This is a genomic window from Aeromicrobium sp. YIM 150415 (assembly GCF_016918125.1).
Lineage (GTDB): Bacteria > Actinomycetota > Actinomycetes > Propionibacteriales > Nocardioidaceae > Aeromicrobium > Aeromicrobium piscarium.
In genome coordinates this window covers 342,828-363,444 of sequence record NZ_JAERWM010000010.1, presented here as the reverse complement: position 1 = coordinate 363,444, position 20,617 = coordinate 342,828, and the positions used below count along the sequence as shown (strand labels likewise).

The 20,617-nt window shown below is 69.3% G+C and carries 19 protein-coding genes; 5 read left to right on the top strand and 14 right to left on the bottom strand.

What is annotated here, in order from left to right; all coding sequences use genetic code 11:
* Nucleotides 1-61 precede the first annotated feature (61 nt).
* Genes JL108_RS07485 through JL108_RS07470 form a run of 4 tightly spaced genes read right to left on the bottom strand, consistent with a single transcriptional unit; the run spans nucleotide 62 to nucleotide 3,285 of the window.
* Nucleotides 62-913 (bottom strand): ParB N-terminal domain-containing protein, encoded by an 852-nt coding sequence (locus tag JL108_RS07485; protein WP_205197683.1) that lies wholly within the window; start codon nucleotides 911-913, stop codon nucleotides 62-64.
* A 14-nt stretch (nucleotides 914-927) separates the two neighbouring features.
* Entirely contained in the window at nucleotides 928-1,551 is a 624-nt protein-coding gene (locus JL108_RS07480) for a metallophosphoesterase (protein WP_205197682.1), read from the bottom strand.
* Between the two features lie 46 nt (nucleotides 1,552-1,597).
* Nucleotides 1,598-1,942, bottom strand: a complete 345-nt coding sequence (locus JL108_RS07475) for a DUF4233 domain-containing protein (protein ID WP_307837216.1) — start codon at nucleotides 1,940-1,942, stop codon at nucleotides 1,598-1,600.
* Nucleotides 1,939-3,285, bottom strand: coding sequence for a folylpolyglutamate synthase/dihydrofolate synthase family protein (locus tag JL108_RS07470; protein ID WP_205197681.1), 1,347 nt, complete (start codon nucleotides 3,283-3,285; stop codon nucleotides 1,939-1,941). The genes JL108_RS07475 and JL108_RS07470 overlap by 4 nt, the downstream gene beginning before the upstream one ends.
* Nucleotides 3,286-3,386: 101 nt before the next feature.
* Between JL108_RS07470 and JL108_RS07465 the strand changes: the two genes are divergently transcribed.
* Complete coding sequence (locus JL108_RS07465; RefSeq protein ID WP_205197680.1) at nucleotides 3,387-3,767, top strand: VOC family protein; 381 nt, start codon at nucleotides 3,387-3,389, stop codon at nucleotides 3,765-3,767.
* A 67-nt stretch (nucleotides 3,768-3,834) separates the two neighbouring features.
* Complete coding sequence (gene valS / locus JL108_RS07460) at nucleotides 3,835-6,402, top strand: valine--tRNA ligase (RefSeq protein WP_307837215.1); 2,568 nt, start codon at nucleotides 3,835-3,837, stop codon at nucleotides 6,400-6,402.
* Between the two features lie 322 nt (nucleotides 6,403-6,724).
* On the opposite strand, the gene JL108_RS07455 is transcribed toward valS, so the two are convergent.
* The gene (locus tag JL108_RS07455; RefSeq protein WP_205197678.1) at nucleotides 6,725-8,377 is read right to left on the bottom strand and encodes a phosphoenolpyruvate--protein phosphotransferase; all 1,653 of its coding nucleotides are present in this window, start codon (nucleotides 8,375-8,377) and stop codon (nucleotides 6,725-6,727) included.
* 102 nt (nucleotides 8,378-8,479) lie between these two features.
* Between JL108_RS07455 and JL108_RS07450 the strand changes: the two genes are divergently transcribed.
* Nucleotides 8,480-9,241 (top strand): DeoR/GlpR family DNA-binding transcription regulator, encoded by a 762-nt coding sequence (locus tag JL108_RS07450; RefSeq protein ID WP_205197677.1) that lies wholly within the window; start codon nucleotides 8,480-8,482, stop codon nucleotides 9,239-9,241.
* A complete protein-coding gene (locus tag JL108_RS07445; RefSeq protein WP_205197676.1) occupies nucleotides 9,238-10,167 on the top strand; it encodes a 1-phosphofructokinase family hexose kinase in 930 nt (309 codons plus the stop codon). Before JL108_RS07450 ends, JL108_RS07445 begins: the two co-directional genes overlap by 4 nt.
* 124 nt (nucleotides 10,168-10,291) lie before the next feature.
* Here the strand turns inward: JL108_RS07445 and JL108_RS07440 are convergent, their stop codons facing one another.
* The 8 genes from JL108_RS07440 to tig all read right to left on the bottom strand — a co-directional run bounded on the left by JL108_RS07440 (nucleotide 10,292) and on the right by tig (nucleotide 18,152).
* A complete protein-coding gene (locus JL108_RS07440) occupies nucleotides 10,292-11,443 on the bottom strand; it encodes a trans-acting enoyl reductase family protein (protein WP_205197675.1) in 1,152 nt (383 codons plus the stop codon).
* 72 nt (nucleotides 11,444-11,515) lie between these two features.
* Nucleotides 11,516-12,787, bottom strand: coding sequence for an ATP-dependent Clp protease ATP-binding subunit ClpX (gene clpX / locus JL108_RS07435; RefSeq protein WP_143912930.1), 1,272 nt, complete (start codon nucleotides 12,785-12,787; stop codon nucleotides 11,516-11,518).
* A gap of 153 nt (nucleotides 12,788-12,940) precedes the next feature.
* Complete coding sequence (locus JL108_RS07430; RefSeq protein ID WP_143912931.1) at nucleotides 12,941-13,543, bottom strand: ATP-dependent Clp protease proteolytic subunit; 603 nt, start codon at nucleotides 13,541-13,543, stop codon at nucleotides 12,941-12,943.
* Complete coding sequence (locus JL108_RS07425; RefSeq protein ID WP_143913088.1) at nucleotides 13,540-14,130, bottom strand: ATP-dependent Clp protease proteolytic subunit; 591 nt, start codon at nucleotides 14,128-14,130, stop codon at nucleotides 13,540-13,542. Before JL108_RS07425 ends, JL108_RS07430 begins: the two co-directional genes overlap by 4 nt.
* 195 nt (nucleotides 14,131-14,325) lie before the next feature.
* Nucleotides 14,326-14,793, bottom strand: a complete 468-nt coding sequence (locus tag JL108_RS07420; RefSeq protein ID WP_205197674.1) for an SRPBCC domain-containing protein — start codon at nucleotides 14,791-14,793, stop codon at nucleotides 14,326-14,328.
* Nucleotides 14,790-15,251 (bottom strand): SRPBCC family protein, encoded by a 462-nt coding sequence (locus tag JL108_RS07415; RefSeq protein ID WP_205197673.1) that lies wholly within the window; start codon nucleotides 15,249-15,251, stop codon nucleotides 14,790-14,792. The genes JL108_RS07420 and JL108_RS07415 overlap by 4 nt, the downstream gene beginning before the upstream one ends.
* A gap of 10 nt (nucleotides 15,252-15,261) precedes the next feature.
* A complete protein-coding gene (locus tag JL108_RS07410; protein WP_205197672.1) occupies nucleotides 15,262-16,500 on the bottom strand; it encodes a triacylglycerol lipase in 1,239 nt (412 codons plus the stop codon).
* A gap of 281 nt (nucleotides 16,501-16,781) precedes the next feature.
* Complete coding sequence (gene tig / locus JL108_RS07405; RefSeq protein WP_143912935.1) at nucleotides 16,782-18,152, bottom strand: trigger factor; 1,371 nt, start codon at nucleotides 18,150-18,152, stop codon at nucleotides 16,782-16,784.
* 137 nt (nucleotides 18,153-18,289) lie between these two features.
* On the opposite strand from tig, the gene JL108_RS07400 reads away from it, so the two are divergent.
* Nucleotides 18,290-18,730 carry an SRPBCC family protein gene (locus JL108_RS07400; RefSeq protein WP_205197671.1) on the top strand — a complete coding sequence of 147 codons (441 nt, stop codon included), beginning with the start codon at nucleotides 18,290-18,292 and terminating at the stop codon, nucleotides 18,728-18,730.
* Between the two features lie 36 nt (nucleotides 18,731-18,766).
* Here the strand turns inward: JL108_RS07400 and JL108_RS07395 are convergent, their stop codons facing one another.
* Nucleotides 18,767-20,569: a C69 family dipeptidase gene (locus tag JL108_RS07395; RefSeq protein WP_205197670.1), complete on the bottom strand. Its 1,803-nt coding sequence runs from the start codon at nucleotides 20,567-20,569 to the stop codon at nucleotides 18,767-18,769.
* Nucleotides 20,570-20,617 lie beyond the last annotated feature (48 nt).

Here is a 20,617-nt window from a genome sequence, read left to right as displayed (position 1 = left end):
AGCCCCGTCCGCTCAGCGGGCGCGGCGTATCGAAACCACCACCCGTATACGGTGTCGAGACTCAGCGGCGGCGACGGGACTTGCCGCGGACGGCCTCCATGATCTCGGCATTCCACTCGTGCTCGCGGATGAGGCGGTAGCGCTCGCCTGCGACACGCAGGTAGGCCGCGGCCGGGCGTTCGTCGGGGCCGCGCACCCCCGCCTCCTCGATCATCTCCAGCACCGGCACGAACTCCTCGGCGTACCAGCGCTCGGCCATCGTCTTCTTGTCCATATAGGCGCCCTCGGCGTGCATCGTGCGGGTCGCCCACGCCTCGACCGTCTCGGCGATGATCCCGTAGTCGGTCGGCTCATCGACCGCCACCGCGGCCCGTGCCTCACCGGTGAACGGCACGCGTTCGAGCATGATCCGTCGCCAGTGCTTGCGTTCCAGGTCCTCACGACCACCGATGCCGACCGGCCGCAGGAAGGTGTCGATCGCGGTCACGCGGGCCTCGATGACCTTGAGTCCCATGCTGCGCGCGACCGAGACACGGTGGTGACCGTCGCGCACGAAGTAGTAGTCCCCCACCTGATAGACGTCGATCGGCGGGATCTCCTCGCCCGTCCGGCTGGCGCGCGCCAGCCGCTCCCATCGCTGCCGGCTGCGTGTCGAGGTCGGACGGAAACGGCGATCGAAGTCCCTCATGCGATCCACCGAGCCGACGATCGCATCGAGAGGGATGACCTTGGTGCCGGCGTAGTGCTCGGCCCGGCGGCCCAGCGCCGAGACCACATCGTCGAAGGACATCGACTGAGTCGTGTCGGAGTCACCGCGCATCCGCGCGGCGAGCGATGACAGGACCTGATGGCGCCGCGCGCGCATGAAGTCGCTCTCGGCGTCGACGCGGGGTGACCCCGAACTGCTCACCATGAGAATCTCCTTGGTCAGGCGCTGCGTCCGGCTCCCGTGGACGGGGAGCCGACCGCCTGCGGTTCGATCTCCAGCACCGTCCAGGGGATGACATTGCGCACGAGGGTGTCGCCGAGCCGGCGATCGGGCTTGTTCATGCCGTAAGGGTGGATATGGCCATGCAGGTGCCACGTGGGGGCCAAGGCGTCGATGAGCTCGTGCAACGCCTCGATGCCCCGATGGGCCGGGTCGGGCTCATCGCCGAGACCCGACGGAGGGGCGTGCGTGAGCAGCACGTCGACGGGTCCGCCGGCGGCCTCGATCAGCCTCGCCACTCGACGCCGGTACTGCTCCTGCGTGTACTGATGCGCGCCATCGTTGTAGCGCACCGAGCCCCCGAGACCGGCTACGCGGAGTCCGCCGATGTCGACCACCCGGTCGTCGACCGAGACGAAGCCCGACGGAGCCGACCGCTGCCCGCCGACCGGATCGTGATTGCCGGGAACACAGGCGGCGGGGACGCCCAGCGCGTCGGCGAGGGCCTCCAGGTAGGCCCAGGGCAGATCACCGGCAGAGAGGAGCAGATCGGCCCCGACCCGCGGCGCACGCGAGCGCGCGGCGGGTACCTCCTCATCGGCGACGACCAGCACGCGGACCATGTCACGAGAATACTCGCGTGGGCGCCGGTCGCCGAGGTCGTGAACGTCAGGCCGGGGGCTCTTCGGCAGCCGCCCATCGGGCGCGATCACTCTCGATCCGGCGTCCCATCCAGACGGCGGTGCCCCAGAGGGCGGCGAACATGAGACCGACGAGGAACATGATCGGCGTGATGAATCCGAGGGCGATCGCCGCGACCTGGATGGCGTGGCCGAGCCATTCGCCCACCGGCGTGCGCAACAGTCCCGCGGCGAGCAGGCAGGCGACCGCGAGACCCACGCCGATCGTGATACCGAGTGCGGGGTCGAGGTCCTCGACCATGATCATGACCGGGGCCGAGAGCCCGAGGACGATCGACTCGAAGCACAGCACTGCCATCGCCAGGTGTTTCACGGACGTTCCTCCCCGGTCACACCGAGCAGTGTGCGCGCCTCTCCGACGGTCACGACGGACCCGGTGACGAGGACGCCGCCACTGCCGACCGCGTCTTCATAACCCTCGGCGGACTCGGCGCGGGCGATGCCCTCCTCGAGGGCCGCGTCGAGTCGGGGAGCAGAGGAGACGCGCTCCTCGCCGAAGATGTCCGCCGCGATCTGAGCGAGCTCGATGGCCGGCAACGAGCGATCCGAGGAGTTCTCGGTGGCGACGATGTGGGCGAGCACCGGCTCGAGCTGGCGCAGCATCTCCTCGACATCCTTGTCGCCCATCATCGCGACGACGCCGACGAGCGGACTGAAGCTGAACTCCTCCTGCACCGCGAGCAGCATCGTCTCGACACCGTGCGGATTGTGGGCGGCGTCGAGGAGCACGGCCGGGCCGCGTCGCACGACCTCGAGCCGGCCCGGCGAGCGAACCTCACCGAAGGCCTGGCGCACCAGATCGGGATCGAGCTCCTTGGCGCCCGTGAACGTCTCGACGGCCGCGAGCGCCAGGGCGGCATTACGCGCCTGGTGCTCGCCGTGCAGCGGCAGGAGGAGATTCTCGTAGCGTCCGCTGAGGCTCTGCAGGGTGAACTGCTGGCCGCCGACCGCCGGCACACGGCTCTCGACGCCGAAGTCGATCCCCTCGCGCACGACCGGCGCACCGACCTCTATCGCCCGGCGCATGAGCACGTCGAGCACCTCGGGCTGCTGGCCCGCGAGCACGACCTGTCCGCCGGGCTTGATGATGCCTGCCTTCTCCACCGCGATCTGCTCGGGCGAGTCGCCAAGGTAGCGGGCGTGGTCGACACCGATCGGCGTCACGACGGCGACGCGGGCGTCGGCGACACTCGTGGCGTCCCAACTGCCGCCCATGCCGACCTCGACGATCGCGGCATCCACCGGGGCGTCGGCGAAGGACGCATAGGCCATCGCGACCATGAGCTCGAAGAAGGAGAGCGGGTGCTCCTGCTGGTCGTCGATCAGCCGCGCGAAGGGCGCGACATCCTCATAGGCTCGGACGAACTCCTCATCGGTCAGCGGATCGCCGTCGATGCTGATGCGCTCGGTGATCGACTGCAGATGCGGGCTGGTGAACCGACCCGTCCGAAGCCCCAGCGCCCGCACCAGAGCGTCGATCATGCGGCTGGTGGTGCTCTTGCCGTTGGTGCCGGTCAGCTGGATCAGCGGCGTGGCGTCCTGCGGGTTGCCGAGCAGCTCGCAGATCGCGCGGATACGGTCCAAGGAGGGCTCGAGCTTGGTCTCGGGCCAGCGGGCGAGCAGCTCCGCCTCGACCTCGCGCAGGGTGGGATTCATCCTCTCCAGCCTATCGCCCGCCCCGACCGAGTCCTGTTCAGAGAGTCCCGCTGCCCCTGCGGGCCTTGAGGCAGTCGCGGATCCGGGCATACTCTGACGGCATGGACGGTTGGAAGCCCGCTGAATATCCGTCGATCAGCCCGTATCTCATCTGCCAGGACGCGGAACGGCTCATCGGCTTCCTCGAGTCGGCCTTCGGAGGGGTCCTGCGGCGCCGATTCGACCGGCCGGATGGCTCGTTGATGCACGCTGAGGTGCAGATCGACGACAGCGTGGTGATGATCGGCGGCGGTGCGACCGAGACCCCGAGCGCACCGGCCCACATCCATCTCTATGTCGAGGACGCGCTCGCCACGGTCGCCCGGGCCGTCGACGCGGGTGCGACGGTCGTCCAGGAGCCCGTGCGCAAGAGCGAGGACGACGATCTGCGCGGTGGCGTACAAGACGCCTCGGGCACCATCTGGTGGATCGCGACGCAGTAGAACCCACTGCTCCGCAGGTGGACGCGGGGTGACCCGCGATGGCGGCGCTTCCGTAGACTGGGCGATTGTGAACACCGTCCCGGAGAAGCCCGTCCTCGAAGGCCTCGAAGCCAAGTGGTCCCATGCGTGGGAGGAACACGGCACCTACCGCTTCGACCGCACCAAGACGCGCGAGGAGATCTACTCGATCGACACGCCCCCGCCCACTGTCTCCGGGTCCCTGCACGTCGGGCACGTGTTCAGCTACACGCACACCGATGTCGTCGCGCGCTTCCAGCGCATGCGCGGCAAAGAGGTGTTCTATCCGATGGGGTGGGACGACAACGGCCTGCCCACCGAGCGCCGCGTGCAGAACTACTACGGCGTGCGCTGCGACCCGTCGCTGCCCTATGACCCGGACTTCACTCCGCCCGAGAAGCCGGACGCGAAGAAGCAGATCCCGATCAGCCGGCGCAACTTCATCGAGCTGTGCAATGAGCTGGTCCACGAGGACGAGAAGGTCTTCGAGCAGCTGTGGCGCACGCTCGGCCTGTCGGTCGACTGGACGCAGACCTACACCACGATCGGCGCCGAGGCGCAGACCGTGAGCCAGCGCGCGTTCCTGCGCAATGTCGGCCGCGACGAGGCGTACAGCCAGGACGCGCCGACGCTGTGGGACGTCACCTTCCAGACCGCCGTGGCCCAGGCCGAGCTCGAGGCCCGCGAGTACCCCGGTCACTACTACCGCGTCGCCTACCAGCACGCCGACGGCCCGGTCTACATCGAGACCACGCGCCCGGAGCTGACGGCCGCGGCCGTCGCGCTGATCGCGCATCCCGATGACGAGCGCTACCAGCATCTCTTCGGCGGCACCGTGACCTCGCCGCTGTTCGGTGTCGAGGTGCCGGTCATCGCCGACACCGCCGCGGACCCCGAGAAGGGCTCGGGCATCGTGCACTGCTGCACCTTCGGCGACCTGACCGATGTGCAGTGGTGGCGCCAGTTCCAGCTGCCCAATCGCACGGTGATCGGCCGCGACGGCCGCTTCCTGCGCGAGACCCCCGAGTGGATCGCCACCGACGGCGGCCGGGCGCTCTACGAGGAGCTCGCCGGTAAAACCGTCTTCTCCGCCCGGGAACTGACCGTGACGGCGCTGCAGGAGTCCGGTGCCCTCGACGGCGAGCCCAAGCCCACACAGCGCATGGCGAACTTCTACGAGAAGGGTGACAAGCCGCTCGAGATCGTCTCCACCCGCCAGTGGTATCTCAAGAACGGCGGCCGCGACAGCGACCTGGCGCAGCGGCTGATCAAGCGCGGCGACGAGATCACCTTCGTGCCGGCCTACATGCAGTCGCGCCTCACCAACTGGATCGAGGGGCTCAACGGCGACTGGCTGGTCAGCCGTCAGCGCTTCTTCGGCATCCCCTTCCCGGTCTGGTACCGGCTCGACGCCGACGGCGAGCCGGACTATGAGGACCCGATCTTCGCGACCGAGGCCGAGCTGCCGGTCGATCCCGCCTCGCAGGCTCCCGCGGGCTTCGAGGAGACGCAGCGCGGCGTGCCGGGTGGCTTCATCGCCGACCCCGACGTGCTCGACACCTGGGCGACCTCGTCGCTTACCCCCGAGCTGGTCTGCGGCTGGGAGCGCGACAACGATCTGTTCGAGCGCACCTTCCCGATGGACGTCCGACCGCAGGGCCACGACATCATCCGGACCTGGCTGTTCAGCTCGCTGGTGCGCGCCCACCAGGAGTTCGGCACCGTGCCGTGGAAGTACGCCACGCTCTCGGGCTTCGTGGTCGACCCGGACCGCAAGAAGATGAGCAAGTCCAAGGGCAATGTCGTGGTGCCCGACGAGATCATCGACAAGTTCGGCGCCGACGCTGTGCGCTGGCGCGCGGCCGGAGCCCGCCCGGGGGCGGACTCGCCCTTCGACGAGGCACAGATGAAGGTCGGGCGCCGCCTCGCGATGAAGGTGCTCAATGCGAGCAAGTTCGTGCTCGCCGCGGAGGACGCCTACGGACTCGGCGCGGACGCGTCCTTCCTCGACCCCGCCAAGGTCACCGAGCCCCTCGACCGTGCGCTGCTCACCGGCCTGCAGTCAGTGGTCCGCGAGGCGACCGAACACTTCGAGGCCTTCGACTACACCTCGGCTCTGGAGGTCACGGAGAAGTTCTTCTGGGACTTCTGCGACGACTACCTCGAGCTGGTCAAGGAGCGGGCGCGACGCGACGATGCCGCCGGCGACTCGGCCAAGGCCACGTTCGTGCTGGCGCTGTCGACACAGCTGCGTCTGCTCGCGCCGTTCCTGCCGTACGTGACCGAGGAGGTCTGGTCCTGGTGGCAGGAGGGCTCGATCCACCGTGCCGGCTGGCCGACGGTCGAGGCCGATCTCGCGGTCGAGACGCAGGACGCCGGGCTGCTCTCGGTGGCGGCACAAGCGCTCGCGGGCATCCGCGGGGCCAAGTCGACCGCCAAGGTCAGCCAGCGCACCGGGGTCACGGCCGTGACGGTCGCCGGGCGTTCAGCGGACCTGGAGACCCTCGGCCTGGCACTCGGCGATGTGAAGGCCGCGGGCCGGGTGACCGGCGAGGTCACGACGACCCCCGATGACTCAGCCTCCGAGCTCACCGTCACCGCCACCCTGGCCGAGTAGGACCGCATCCACTCAGCCGGGCGTGGTTTCGATACGCGTCGGCCGCGGACGGCCTTTCGCTACTCAACCACCGAATCTCACCCTCGGTGGTTGAGTAGCCGCGCCCTCCGATACGCGGCTCGTTCCTCCCCACAAGCGGGAGGTGCCCCCAGCCGCTACTCAGGAATCGGAACGAGCGGCGTATCGACACCACACCCGGTCAGGTGGTTTCGATACGCGTCGGCCGTGGACGGCCTTTGGCTACTCAACCACCGAACCTCACCCTCGGTGGTTGAGTAGCGACCGAGGAACGAGGGAGCGTATCGAAACCACGCTCGCCGGGTCAGCCGGTGATGGCGCGGGCGGCCTCGCGGGCGGCCTCGGGAGTGCTGGCGGCCAGCGCAGCCTCGGCGGCCTGTTGACACTGTTCCAGGGTGACGGTCGACAGCTTGGCACCCACCAGCGGAGCGGCGGTGCCGGCCGAGGACAGCGACGTGATCCCGAGCCCCGTCAGCACGCAGGCGAGCAGCGGATCGGCTGCGGCCTCGCCACACACCCCCACCGGCTTACCCGCCTCCTGGCCCGCGCGCGCCGCGATGGCCATGAGCTCCAGTAGAGCCGGCTGCCACGGATCGTTGAGCGCGGCCAACGACGGCGTCATGCGGTCCGCGGCGAAGGTGTACTGGGCGAGATCGTTGGTGCCGATCGACAGGAAGTCGACATGCCGCAGGAGACGGTCGGCGTGCAGGGCGGCACTGGGGATCTCGATCATGACCCCCGGCACGAGGCCCACGGAGCGGGCGCGCGAGGCGAACCACGCGGCCTCGTCCTCGGTCGCGACCATCGGCGCCATGACCCATACCGGCCCCTCGCTGTCGGCGGCGGCCTGGGCGATCGCCTCGAGCTGGCGATCGAGCAGTCCTTCGTCGCGCTGCCCGAGCCGCATGCCGCGCACGCCGAGCGCGGGATTGGGCTCGTCGGGGATCGTGGCGAAGGCGACCGGCTTGTCCGAGCCTGCGTCGAGCGTGCGGACGACCACCTTGCGCGAGCCCAGCGCCGTCAGCACAGGCCGGTAGATCTCGGCCTGCTCCTCGACGCCCGGCTCCGTCTCACGGTCGAGGAAGCACAGCTCGGTGCGGAAGAGCCCGACGCCCTCGACGGGCTTGTCGGCCACTGCGCGAGCGGATGCGCCGTCCTGCACGTTCGCGAGGATCTCGACGCGATGACCATCGGAGGTGGCGCCCGGGCCCGTCCACGAGGCGGCGGCCTCACCCACCTTGCGCGCGGCCTCGGTGCGCTCCGCGACCATCTGCGGGTCCGGCTCGACGACGATGTCGCCCGTCGCACCGTCGACGAGGACCGGGAGGCCCACCTCGACATCGTCGAGGCCCTCCACGCCGACCACGCAGGGGATTCCGAGCTGTCGCGAGATGATCGAGGTGTGGCTGGTCGGGCCACCCAGTGATGTCGCGATCGCGACGACGAGCGCCGGGTCGAGACCCGCGGTGTCGGCAGGGGCCAGGTCATCGGCCAGCAGCACGGCGGGCTCGGCCGGGGCGGGGATGCCGGGCTCGGGCTGGCCGGAGAGCTCGGCGACGATGCGATCGCGGACATCGCGCAGGTCGGTGACCCGCTCGGCCATCAGACCGCCGGCCGACCTGAACATCGCCGCGAGATCGTCGACAGCCCCGTCGATGGCGGCGTACAGACCGTTGGCCTCGCCGAGACGCTTCTGGACCAACGCGATCAGGCCGCGGTCGCGCGCGATGCCGGCGGTCGCGGTCAGCACCTCCGAGGCGGCGCCACTGGCACGACCGGCACGCTCCTGCAACCGTCCGGCCACGACCTCGGCGGCAGCGCTGAAACGCTCGGCGCCCTCGGTCGCATCGAGCTGCGGATCATCGGCGGGGATCGTCGGGCGAGGCATGGGACGGACGACGGGACCGCTACCGACTCCCGGCACGACGGCGGTTCCGTGCAACGTGATCTGGGCCATGGTCAGAGCCTACCGACAACCGGTCGCGAGGTCGCGGCCCCGTGGGCTAATATCCACACAAAACCACGTCGATCCTCACGATCGGTCATCCGAGGGGGTGCCATGTACGCCGCCGAACGCCAGGCGATGCTCGCCGAGCGGCTCCTGCACGAGGGCCGCCTCGTCGTCGTCGACGTGGCCGGCGAGTTCGGAGTCTCCGGCGAGACGGTGCGACGCGACCTCGCGGTCCTCGAGCGCGACGGCATCGCGCAGCGGGTCCACGGCGGTGCCGTTCCGGCCCGCTCGCTCCTGGGCGAGACCGCACTCGCTCAGCGGGAGACCCAGTACCAGGCGCAGAAGAAGCGCATCGCCCGCGCCGCCCTGGACTTCGTCCCCGTCGGAGGCAGTGTCGGCTTCGACGCCGGGAGCACGGTCGAACAGCTCGTCGAGCTCCTCCCCGCCGACGCGGAGCTGACGATCCTCACCCATGCCGTGCCCATCGCGGCGAAGCTGACCACCCTCGGGGAGGCGGACGTCCACGTCATCGGCGGCCGCATCCGGGGCATCACCGGCGCGGCCGTCGGGCAACGGGCGGTGGAGGCTTACCACCAGGCGCGGATCGATGTAGCCTTCCTCGGCACCAATGGCATCAGTGACTCCCACGGCTTCAGCACCCATGATGCCGACGAGGCGGCCGTCAAGCGCGCCCTCGCCGAAGCAGCCCGACTCGTCGTCGTCGTCGCCGACGCGAGCAAGCTCGGCGCCGAACCCGTCTTCACCTTCGCCGACCTGGCGGATGTCGATGTGCTCGTGACCGATACCGGCGCGAGCGACCATGCCCTGGCGCGTCTGCGCGAGGCCGGAATCGAGGTGCTCTGCGCATGATCGTGACCCTGACCCCGAACCCGAGTGTCGATCGCACGATCCAGCTCGCCGCGCCGCTCGACCGCGGCGGTGTCATCCGCTCCCGGTCGACCCACGACGACCCCGGCGGCAAGGGCGTCAACGTGGCGCAGGTGGTCCGCGCCGCCGGCGAGCGGACGCTCGCGATCCTCCCCGGTGATGCCGACGATCCGCTCGTCCGTCAGCTGCGTGAGCGGGCACTCCCCCATGAGGCCGTCGACCTCGGTGCCCCGCTACGGGTCAACCTCACCCTGGCCGAGGACGACGGCACCACGACCAAGATCAACGAGCCCGGCCCCGAGCTCCTGCCCGAGGTGCGCGAGCGGCTCGCCACCGCCGTCATCGCCGCTGCCGCCGATGCCACCTGGGTGGCCCTCTGCGGTTCGCTTCCTCCGGGCGCTCCCGCCCGCTGGTACGGGGATCTCGCCGCGCAGGTCGACGCTCCGGTGGCCCTCGACACGTCGGGCGCCGCACTCGCCGCCGCGGTCGAGCGGGCCCCGGAGTCGCTGGCCCTGATCAAGCCCAATTCCGACGAGCTCGGCGAGCTCCTCGGGGTGCCCGCCTCCGAGTTCGAGGGTGATCCCCTCCGCGCCGGCGAGCGAGCACGACCGCTGCTGGACCGGGGGCTCGGCGCGATCCTGCTGACTCTCGGGGCCCAGGGGGCGCTCCTGCTACGCCCGGACGGCATCTGGGCGGCCGACGCTCCCCGTATCTCGGCCCGGAGCACGGTCGGCGCCGGTGACTCGTCCCTCGCGGGGTACCTGCTGGGGTCGCTGCGCGGCGCCGAGCCGGGAGAATGCCTCGCGCTCGCGGTCTCCTACGGCAGTGCCGCGGCCTCCCTGCCCGGCTCCCAGATGCCCACGCCCGACGACCTTCTCGACCTGCCCGCCGTCCGCCGCCTGGCCTGATCTCCCCGGTCAGCGGACGCGAGCCAGCGCCGATGATGATGCACAACGGCGCCGATGACGACCGCGATGCATCACCATCGGTCCGCTCGCCGCATCAACGTCATCATGCACGCTGACGTGTGGATCAGCGGGCGCGGAAGGTGATGCCGGCGTCGATCAGCCGGTCGATGAGCGGGCGGCCCATCGCGGTCGCGGTGGTCAGCTGACCGCTCACCCGCGGCACGTCGTCGAAGGCCAGGCACATCGCGGCCTCGGCCAGCATCTTGGCGGTCTCGTCGTATCCGGGGTCACCTCCGGAGACCTCCGTCTCGATACGCTCGCCTCCGCCCTCACCCATCAGAGTCAAGGTGAACCAGGACAATGCCCGCCGCTCCTGGCTCGGCCCGTCCCCCGCCTTCTGCGCCGTGAGCAGGAGCTTGCGGGTCGGCCCGAACTGGGCCCCCAGCACCGCCACCCCGAGGCCGAGACCGGCGGCAATCGCCATACGCGCCGTATGGAAGTGCGCGAAGTGCTCGTAGCGGAAATCGGGCCCGTAGACGTCGAGTGCTCGCGCCGATCGCAAGACGATCTGGGGGTCGATCGTCGGCAGCGGGACGGCGTAGCCGCGCACCCCTGATGCCCGCCCCGGCCTGCCACCACCGCGCACCCGACGCCCCTCCGGTCGTCGCTCGTGCTTCCGGCGCTCAGCGGCCGCGCGCTCGGCCAGGGTGATCTGCGAGAACTGGGTGACGGCCGAGTGATAGGTGCCGCCGGAGAACGAGGCGTTGGCACGGATGTAGCCCTTGACGGTGATCGGGACGTCAGCGGGCAACCGTTCGACGAGATCGAGGACGCCGAGGTCGTAGGGCACCGAATCGAAACCGCAGGCATGCACCAGGCGGGCGCCCGTGCTGCGCGCGATCTCGTGGTACTTCAGCCACATGGCATCGACGAAGCCCGGCTCGCCGGTCAGATCGAGGTAGCCGATCCCGGCCTCCGCGGCGGCCTTGACCGCGGGCTCGCCGTACTGCAGGTACGGGCCCACGGTGGAGACGAGCACACGGGTGCCCGCGGCCATCCGGTTCATGCTCGCCTGGTCACCGTGATCGGCGACGACGACCTCCGGCACGACCCCGCCCTCGGATTCGATGCGGTCGGCGATCGTCTGGAGCTTGTCGGCGGAACGGCCGGCGATGGCCCAGCGGGCGTCGGCAGGCAGATGCAGCGCGAGGTAGTCGGCCGTCAAGCCTCCGGTGAAGCCGGTCGCGCCGAAGAGGGTGAGATCGACAGGAGTCATCGCGTCAGCGTACGTGATCTCGATACGGCTCGCCCGCAGAGCGGACTCCCTGCCCGATCGCCGAATCCGAGGTCAGCTGGCCTTCTTGTTGACCTCGTCGTGGGTCAGGACCGTGGGCAGCGCGTCGCTGGTGACCGTGTCGGCGGTGACGATCACCTTGGCGACATCCTCGCGTGCGGGGATGTCGTACATGATCGGCTGGAGAACCGCCTCGATGATCGAGCGCAGGCCGCGGGCGCCGGTGTCGCGGGCGAGGGCCAGATCGGCCATCGCCTCGCAGGCCTCGTCGGTGAACTCGAGCTCGACGTCGTCGATATCGAAGAGCCGCGCGTACTGCTTGGTGAGCGCGTTCTTGGGGTCGGTCAGGATCGACACGAGCGCCGAACGATCGAGCTTGTCGACCGCCGCGATGACCGGCAGACGACCGATGAACTCCGGGATGAGACCGAACTTGAGCAGGTCCTCCGGGAGCACCGAGGAGTACAGCTTCTCGACCGGAGGCGCGGTGTCCTCCTCGGTCGGCGCGACATTGAAACCCAGGCTCTGCTTGCCGCTGCGCTGCTCGATGATCTCCTCGAGGCCGGCGAAGGCACCGCCCACGATGAACAGCACATTGGTGGTGTCGATCTGGATGAACTCCTGGTGCGGATGCTTACGTCCACCCTGAGGCGGCACCGAGGCCGTGGTGCCCTCCAGGATCTTCAGCAGCGCCTGCTGCACACCCTCGCCGGAGACATCGCGGGTGATCGACGGGTTCTCGCTCTTGCGGGAGATCTTGTCGATCTCGTCGATGTAGATGATGCCCGTCTCGGCCTTCTTGACGTCGTAGTCGGCGGCCTGGATGAGCTTCAGCAGGATGTTCTCGACATCCTCGCCGACATAGCCCGCCTCCGTCAGCGCGGTCGCGTCGGCGATCGCGAAGGGGACGTTGAGCATCCGTGCGAGGGTCTGCGCGAGATAGGTCTTGCCGCAACCGGTGGGGCCGACCATGAGGATATTGGACTTGGCCAGCTCCACGCCCTCGCCGGCGCTCACCCGGCCAGCGGCCTGCGCCTGGACACGCTTGTAATGGTTGTAGACCGCGACAGCGAGGGACCGCTTGGCGCGGTCCTGGCCGATGACGTAACCGCCCAGGAAGTCGAAGATCTCGTGGGGCTTGGGCAGCTCGCCGAGGCTGACCTCGACACTCTCGCTGAGCTCCTCCTCGATGATCTCGTTGCAGAGGTCGATGCACTCATCGCAGATGTAGACGCCGGGCCCGGCGATGAGCTTCTTGACCTGCTTCTGGCTCTTGCCGCAGAACGAGCATTTGAGAAGGTCGGCGGTCTCGCCAATGCGTGCCATCAGGCGTTTCCTTTCCAGTGGGCCGCGGCGCGGCCCCGGCGGCGTCATCTCGTCCGCAGCGGATCGTCGTGGATTGCTCCACGATAACCGCGCGAGCGGCGAACGTGCAGACGCCGCCGAGGCGGGTCGTGCCGTGTCGCGAGGGCGACGGGCTCAGAAGCCCGGCGTCTTGAGGGTCTCGAGGACCTGGTCGATGATCCCGTATTCCTTGGCCTCATTGGCCGTGAGGATCTTGTCGCGCTCGACATCGCGACTGACCTCCTCGGGCGTCTTGCCCGAGGCCTCGGCGATCATGTTCTCCAACAGCGAACGCATGCGGAGGATCTCATTGGCCTGGATCTCCAGATCCGAGATCTGACCGCCGGTGCCCTCGGTGTAGGGCTGGTGGATCAGCACGCGGCTGTTGGGCAGCGCGAACCGCTTGCCCGGCGTGCCGGCGGCCAGCAGCACCGCGGCAGCCGACGCGGCCTGCCCGGTGCAGAAGGTCTGGATATCGGGCTTGATGTAGCGCATCGTGTCGTAGATCGCCGTCAGCGCCGTGAAGGAGCCGCCCGGGCTGTTGATGTAGATGCTCACATCGCGATCGGGGTCCATCGACTGCAGGCACAGCAGCTGCGCGGTGAGGGCGTTGGAGACATCGTCGGTGATCGGCGTCCCGAGGAAGATGATGCGCTCCTCGAAAAGCTTGGCGAAGGGATCGACGCGCCGGAACCCGTAGGACGTGCGCTCTTCCCACTGCGGGATGTAGTAGCTCATCGGCGGACATCTCCTGCGGTCGAGACGACGTGGTCGATCAGGCCGTACTCTTTGGCCTGCTCGGGGGTGAACCAGCGGTCGCGGTCCGAGTCCAGCTCGATCTGCTCGATCGACTGACCCGAGTGCTGTGCCTGCAGCTCGTTGAGCTGCTTCTTCAGCAGGATCGACTGCTCGGCCTGGATGCGGATGTCCGATGCCGAGCCGCCGATACCGCCCGAGGGCTGGTGCATCATGATGCGTGTATGCGGCAGTGCGTAGCGCTTGCCGGGCGTGCCGGCCGCCAGCAGGAACTGGCCCATCGACGCGGCCAGGCCCATGCCGAGCGTGACGACGTCGTTCGAGACGTACTGCATGGTGTCGTACATCGCCATGCCGGCGTCGACGGAGCCACCAGGGCTGTTGATGTAGAAGAGGATGTCGGCGTCAGGGTCCTCGGCGTTGAGCAGCAGCATCTGAGCGCAGATCGCGTTGGCGTTCTGGTCACGGACCTCCGCGCCGAGGAACACGATGCGTTCCTTCAGCAGGCGGTTGTAGATGTGGCCGTCAAGATCCGAAGGGCCGACCTCAGCGGACAACTGGGGAGTCATCGGAGTGTTCACGTCACCGACCCTAGACGGCGCGGGGGCCGAAGACACGCAGCTGGCACCCCTGTTCGCTGTCGGCAGACGGGTCCGCGCGTGCCGGGAGTGGCGCCCGCTCGCGTCATGGGCGGTGAGTGATCCCGCACCCGAGCGGCGAAAGTGCGTGATGGCTCACCGCCCACGGGGAGGGTGCGGGACAGCTCACCGCTCGACGACGCGGGCCAGTCCGTCGAGGGTCTCCCGCATGTCGGACGCGAGAGCACGATCGTGTGCCGGGGCGCCGCCGAGGCCGACACCGGCGACCACGATGCTCAGCCAGCTCGACCTGCCGCCGCTGAGGTCGCGGCGCAACCGCACCGCCGTGCCACCCTCGACCGCCTCCAGGTCGTAGGTCCACCAGGCCGATGGGCCGAAGACGTAGAAGGACAGCCGCCGCCGCGGGACGACTCTCGCGTAACGGCTCACCGTCGGCCACACGAACCAGCCGCTGCGGTTCAGGTTGAGGCTCCAGGTGCCACGGCGCAGCCGCCGCGGCACGAACACCTGGGCCACCGTCTCCCGGCTCAGCTCTCGCATCCGCGCCGCGTCGACGAGGACCGACCAGACCTGCGCCGGAGTGGCCGCGATGGTGCGCTCGACCTCCAGCGGCGCGACCGCCGGCCTCTTCATCGAGCCTCCGCGGCGTCCTTGATCCGGCGCAGCGTCTGATGGATGCCGGACTGCAGGCCGTCCTCGAAACGTTCGGTGCCGCCGAGCACCCGGCGGGTCAGCAGATTGGAGAGATCACTGACGCCCTTCGGGGTCGTGCGGCTCTCCGTCAAGCGGGTCCCCTCCGGCGTGGCCTCGAGCTCGAAGGTCCAGCGGGTCTTGTTCTCGCGCACGACGAACTGCAGTCGCTGTTCGGGAACGAACTCCGTGACGACGGACCGCGTCGGCCAGACGAGAGGACCCTGGCGGTTGATGTTGACCGTCGAGGTGCCGCGCTGGACGACACCGCCCTTGATGAACATCTTGCGGCACTGCGGGCTCCACTCGCCCATCCGGCGCAGGTCGCTGACGACGGCCCAGACCTCGGCGGGACTCGCCGCGATGTCGATGCTGGCGCCGATGTAACTCTTGTTCACCATGCGCGGGAGACTACCCGGTCGGCAGCGCCCGAGGCGAGCGGTATCGGGAATTGAGCCATTCCACGAGCCAGGCGCCGACCCGCGGGTGGTGCAGCAGGGCGAAGTGATGGGCGCTGGGCAGGTACTCCAGCCGCGCTCCGTCGACCACGGCCCCGGAACGCGCGCTCCCATGCGCGGACGACAGCTGGACCAGCAGATCGCCGAGGGCGAGGCTGGCGACATGTCCCCTGCGGGCGCCCAACGTCGCCGCGACGAAGTGGTAGTCCGCGTGGGGCAGCGGGGCGGCCGCGATCCGATCGAGCCCCCATCGAGCGGTGAGATCCTGCCCCTGCCACTCGTCGGCCGAGATGTACCCGTGCCGCAGATCGACGATGCCCTCCGAGCGAGCCTGCAGGATCTCGCCGAAGGCGCGGGACTCCGGCCAGAACCCGAGGGCCCGGGCTCCCAGATGGGCCGCCTTCTCCAACGCCGCCCCGGTGTGCGGCGTGCCAAGGCAGACGATGTCGCGCACCAGTCCCGTCCATTCGCGCTGTGCCGCGACGGCATGGTTCGTCGCGGCTCGCACCACCAGGCCGCCCATCGAGTGACCGACGAAGCTGATCCGCGTGACCCGCGTGGGCCAGGCCGCGACGACGGCATCGATGAGAGTGTCGAGATGCTTGCCGTTCTCAGAGATGTGCAGACCGGAGTTGTACCGGATGACGACCGGGGTGCCGTCCGTATCGCGGCGGATGCGTTCGATGTGGTTCTCCCCCGCCCGCGCCTGCCATGACTCGTCGTCCTCGCAGAGACCGTGCACGAAGAACACCAGATGACCGGTGGCCTCCGGATAGGCCTGGCTCAGCGGCCAGGGGGTCGCCGGGACATCGCGGCCGTTCGAGCGCAGCTGCATCGTGATGGCATGCGGATCGTCGACGGCCCGGAGCTCGTCGCCGATCAGGCCGTTGACGGCGGACTGCAGGCGGCGACCATAACGGGTCGACTCCACCGGCCGCCCGAGGCCGCGCCGCGACAGCGATCGAGCGCCACCGCCCACTGCGCGCAACGCCCCGGAGATCGTGCCATAGACCGCGTCGCTGACGGCATCGTGCGTCCGTTCGATGCGATGTCCGCCGAGGGCACGGGTCGGCGCGAATGCACGACGCGCCACGGCCCGGTGCGTGTCGCGCACGGTGCCGAGGATGAGCCGGTCACCGTAGGTGAGGGCCAGGGCGGCGATATCGGTCGTGCGGGCCGGGGTCGTGGACATGACCCCAGTGTGCCGCGCGGGACGCGGAAGGTCGAAACGTCTCGCTACGCGGGCCGCCGGCCGCGTAGCGGCATCGGCTCCATTGTGGTCTCGATACTCCATCGCGGCGACGCCCTTGTTGCGATGGCTCCATTGCTCGTCCCTCGCGGCTACTCGACCACCGAATGCCCCGCCGACGCCACTCGTCCCTCGCGGCTACTTTGACCTCCGCGCGGCCCGATACGCGAACGGGCGACGCGTCGATCATCGACGCGCCGCCCGTCAGCGTGGGAGAGCGAAGGTCAGTTCGCCGGCTCCTCGGCTTCCGACTCGTCCTCATCGGCCACCGAGCCGTCGGCCCGCAGCCGGGCGAGGTCCAGCTCGTTGCCGGACTTGTCCTTGACCGTCGCGCCCTCGACGAGCGACGCGAGCGCCTTGCCGCGCATGACCTCGCCGACCATCTCGGGCACGTGGTTGTGCTCCATGATGTGCTGGACGAACTGGTTCGGGTCCTGGCCCGACTCCTGCGCGCGCCGCATGATGTGCTGGCTCAGCTCCTGGTCGTCGATACCGAACTCGTTGTCCTCGACGACCTGGTCGAGGACGAACTGAGCGGCGATCGAGTCGCGGACACCGCGCTCGAGCTCGGCCTCGAACTCCTCCTCGGTCTGGCTCTGGTCCTCCAGGTAGCCCTCGAAGGTCAGGCCCGCGAACTGCAGCTGCTGCTGGATCTGGTCGCGCCGTGCGGTGACCTCGGTCTCGACGAGGCTCTCGGGCAGGGGCACCTCGATCTGATCGAGGATCTTCTCCAGCACGAGGTCGCGGGCCTCAGCGGCCTGCTCCATGCGCTTACCGCGGGTGAGGCGCTCGACGAGGTCGGCGCGCAGCTCCTCGACGGTGTCGAACTCCGAGGCCATCTGGACGAACTCCTCGTCGACCTCGGGGAGCTGCTGCTCCTTGACCTCGGTCAAGGTGACCGTGACGTCGACCTCGTCGCCCGCGAGCTCGCCGCCGACCAGCTGGGTCGAGAAGGTCGCGCTGGCGCCCTTCTCCAGACCGATGAGCGCCTCGTCGAGGCCCTCGATCATCGTGGCCTTGCCCACCTGGTAGGGCAGTCCGCTGGCCTGCGCCTCCTCGATGAGAGTGCCGTCCTTCTGCGCGGCGGAGAGGTCGATGGTGACCGAGTCGCCGTCCGCGGCGGGACGGTCGACCTCGGTGTACGTGGCGAAGCGCTCGCGCAGCGCCTCGAGCTGCTCGTCGACATCGGCATCGGTGACCTCGGCGTCCTCGACCTCGAGCTCGATCCCCTTGAGATCGGGCAGCTCGACCGACGGGCGGATGTCGACCTCGGCGGTGACCTCGATATCGGAGCCGTCGTCGAACTTGGCGAGGTCGATCTCGGGCTGGCCGAGGGGCTGAAGCGTCTGCTCCTGCAGCGCCTCGTTGTACCAGCCGGGCAGCGCGGAGTTCAGCGCCTCGTCGAGGACGGCGGCACGGCCGACGCGCTGGTCGATGACGGGGGCGGGCACCTTGCCCTTGCGGAAGCCGGGCACCGTGATCTGCGAGCCGATGGACTTGTACGCCTTGTCGAGGTGGGACTTGAACTCCTCGAACGGCACCTCGATGGTGAGCTTGACCCGCGTCGGGCTCAGCGTTTCGGTGCTGCTCTTCACGTTGTTGACTCCTGAGTTGATCGAAAGCATGGGGCAGCGCGGCGCGGGGCTCGCGCGGGCCGCCCTCCAGTCTAGGGGGAAAGGCGTCACCGGCAGAATCCGGCCTCCCCAGGCGGATCGGCCGGTAACGTGCTGCCATGACGAGCTTCACCGTGCGGACCGTCAGCCGGCGGCCGGCGGCGGCCCTGTTCGACGCCGCGCTCGATCTCGGCCTCCACACCGCTTCGCAGGCGCGATCGGGTGAACGCGTCGTGCGCGGGCCCGCGTCCGGGCAGCTCGGACTGGGCGATGAGGTCACCTGGCGGGCCCGCCATCTCGGCCTCTGGTGGACGATGACGGCCGCGGTGACCGAGTTCGAGCGGCCCACGCGCTTCGTCGACGAACAGGTGCGGGGGCCGTTCTCGTCCTTCCGCCACGAGCATCGTTTCGAGGAGCACGAGAGCGGCACGTCGATGACCGACACCATCGAGTTCACCGCCCCGCTCGGAGTACCGGGCCGGGCGGTGGCGGCACTCGTCCTCCGACCGTATCTGCGCCGGTTGATCGCCAGACGGGGCGAGTTCCTGGCACACGGGTGAGAGGGGGCCCGGCAGCGCCGGACCCCCTCTCCTCGTTCACGCGCGCTTGCGGCGTCCCTGGGCGAGCGCGCCGAGCGCCAGGCCCACGATCAGACCTCCGAAACCGACGACGAGGGCGGTGGCATTGCCGCCATCGTCGGTGAGCTCAGGACGGCCCGAGACGGCAGCGGCGGAGAAGTCCGGCACGTCGCCCGGGTCGCCGTACTCGCCCTGACGGTCGAGCGTGGAGCCGTCGGCCCAGCCGCCGCCGAGATCGCAGTTCATCCGGTCTCGCGAGCTCGCGGTGTCGCCGTGCGCTCCCAGCACCATCGACTGCGAGCGCGCCGAGCCGGTCGTTCCGTCCGGGACCTCGATGTCCGGCTCCCGCAGGCCGCCGTCCTCGCGGGAGCGCGAGAGCACGTCGTCGAGCAGGTGATTGCCGAGCGCGAGCCCGTCGAGGGCGTTGTCGGTGGTGTAGTCGGTGAGCACGGCGGCCGGGTCGTCACCGTCCTCGACGAGGCTCACCGCCTCCTCCTGGACGTCCGCCCACTCTTCGAGGGCCTGCGTCTCGAAGCCCTCGAAGGCCGCGGTGACCTCGCCGAGGTACTCCTCGGGTCGCGCGCAGGTCGCGTACATGAGCCGTTTGTAGGTCTGCGTCGCATACTCGGTGGCCTCCTGCTCGGCGAAGGCCGGATCGAGATAGGTGCCGCTCGCCTCGGCCGTGAGGTAGCGATGCTGCGTCAGCTCCTCGGGCAGCGACTCGGTGCCGATCGCGATGGGCGTGTACGGCGCGGTGACGGCTGCCGTCGGGGCGAGCCAGAGAGTCGCGAGTCGCGGGTCGGCGAGATCGGAACGCAGTTCGGCGACCTGGCCGTAGCCGGAGCGGTCGTCGGACCAACGCGGGTCGCGGACGAGACGCATCATGTCCTGCAACGAGACCGGTGCCAGCTCCTCGAGCTCGGCTCCGAGGGAGACCGGGTTGCGATACGGCGCCGGGTCGTCGGGATCGGCGACCTCACCGACCTCGAAGAGATCGGTCGGGAAGGGCTGCTGGTAGACCTCCTGAAGGTCGAAGACCTCGTCGGCCTCCGCGTCGTACCACCCCTGCTCCTCGGCGAAAGCAACGAGATTGCTCGACCCGAGGTAGTCGGGATCATCGCCGTCGACGGCCTCGGTCGGGAACTCCTGGATGTAACCGGGGTACGACACCCGGACCTCGTCGGCGCCGAGGCGCTCAGCCGCCCAGAGCCCCTCGCCGCCGGAGTACTCGATGAAGATCCAGCCCTCGTCCTCGTCGGCGAACATGTGCGAGTTGCCGCCGTAGGTGCTGTAGCCGTGCTCGTCGATCAGGTCGCCGAGGATCTCCACGGCCTCGCGGGCGGTGCTGGCGCGCTCCATCGCGAAGCGGGAGAGGTCCGAGTACTGGGGTCCGGTCTGGTCCTCGGGGGTCATGTCCCACAGTTCTTCGCGGGAGTTGGACCAGACATCGCGGGCGGCGACGTTCTTCTCGTTGAGCCCGCCGTTCATGAGCGGTGCCGGCAGCCCGGTGAACTCGGAGTAGTTCGAGGTGATGTAGCTGAAAGTGTGCTCGACCTGCGGGATCTCGGTCAGCTCACCGGGCATGTCGGCGTCCTCGGTGACCCCGACCGTGATGGTGGAGCCCTCGGGATGGTCCTGTGCCGGGACGACCTCCACCCAGTGGCTCGAGGGCTCGTGACCGAAGCCGCCGATGAGCGGGTGGCCGTCCTCGGTGAGGTCCTTGCCGACGTAGAAGGCGATCGACTTGTCGGGTCCGAGCTCGGGACGCTCACCCGGGACGTCCGCGGAGGCGGGCATCGCGGTGAGCGCGACAGTGGTCACGAGTCCGGTCGCGAGGGCGCCTGCCAGGCGCCGGCGCCGGGCGTGATG

Excerpts from the sequence above, each read along its gene's own strand:
- JL108_RS07485 (WP_205197683.1), bottom strand. The coding sequence starts at position 913 with ATGGTGAGCAGTTCGGGGTCACCCCGCGTCGACGCCGAGAGCGACTTC.
- JL108_RS07480 (WP_205197682.1), bottom strand. The coding sequence starts at position 1,551 with ATGGTCCGCGTGCTGGTCGTCGCCGATGAGGAGGTACCCGCCGCGCGC.
- JL108_RS07470 (WP_205197681.1), bottom strand. The coding sequence starts at position 3,285 with ATGAATCCCACCCTGCGCGAGGTCGAGGCGGAGCTGCTCGCCCGCTGG.
- JL108_RS07465 (WP_205197680.1), top strand. The coding sequence starts at position 3,387 with ATGGACGGTTGGAAGCCCGCTGAATATCCGTCGATCAGCCCGTATCTC.
- JL108_RS07455 (WP_205197678.1), bottom strand. The coding sequence starts at position 8,377 with ATGGCCCAGATCACGTTGCACGGAACCGCCGTCGTGCCGGGAGTCGGT.
- JL108_RS07450 (WP_205197677.1), top strand. The coding sequence starts at position 8,480 with ATGTACGCCGCCGAACGCCAGGCGATGCTCGCCGAGCGGCTCCTGCAC.
- JL108_RS07445 (WP_205197676.1), top strand. The coding sequence starts at position 9,238 with ATGATCGTGACCCTGACCCCGAACCCGAGTGTCGATCGCACGATCCAG.
- JL108_RS07440 (WP_205197675.1), bottom strand. The coding sequence starts at position 11,443 with ATGACTCCTGTCGATCTCACCCTCTTCGGCGCGACCGGCTTCACCGGA.
- clpX (WP_143912930.1), bottom strand. The coding sequence starts at position 12,787 with ATGGCACGCATTGGCGAGACCGCCGACCTTCTCAAATGCTCGTTCTGC.
- JL108_RS07430 (WP_143912931.1), bottom strand. The coding sequence starts at position 13,543 with ATGAGCTACTACATCCCGCAGTGGGAAGAGCGCACGTCCTACGGGTTC.
- JL108_RS07425 (WP_143913088.1), bottom strand. The coding sequence starts at position 14,130 with ATGACTCCCCAGTTGTCCGCTGAGGTCGGCCCTTCGGATCTTGACGGC.
- JL108_RS07420 (WP_205197674.1), bottom strand. The coding sequence starts at position 14,793 with ATGAAGAGGCCGGCGGTCGCGCCGCTGGAGGTCGAGCGCACCATCGCG.
- JL108_RS07415 (WP_205197673.1), bottom strand. The coding sequence starts at position 15,251 with ATGGTGAACAAGAGTTACATCGGCGCCAGCATCGACATCGCGGCGAGT.
- JL108_RS07410 (WP_205197672.1), bottom strand. The coding sequence starts at position 16,500 with ATGTCCACGACCCCGGCCCGCACGACCGATATCGCCGCCCTGGCCCTC.
- JL108_RS07400 (WP_205197671.1), top strand. The coding sequence starts at position 18,290 with ATGACGAGCTTCACCGTGCGGACCGTCAGCCGGCGGCCGGCGGCGGCC.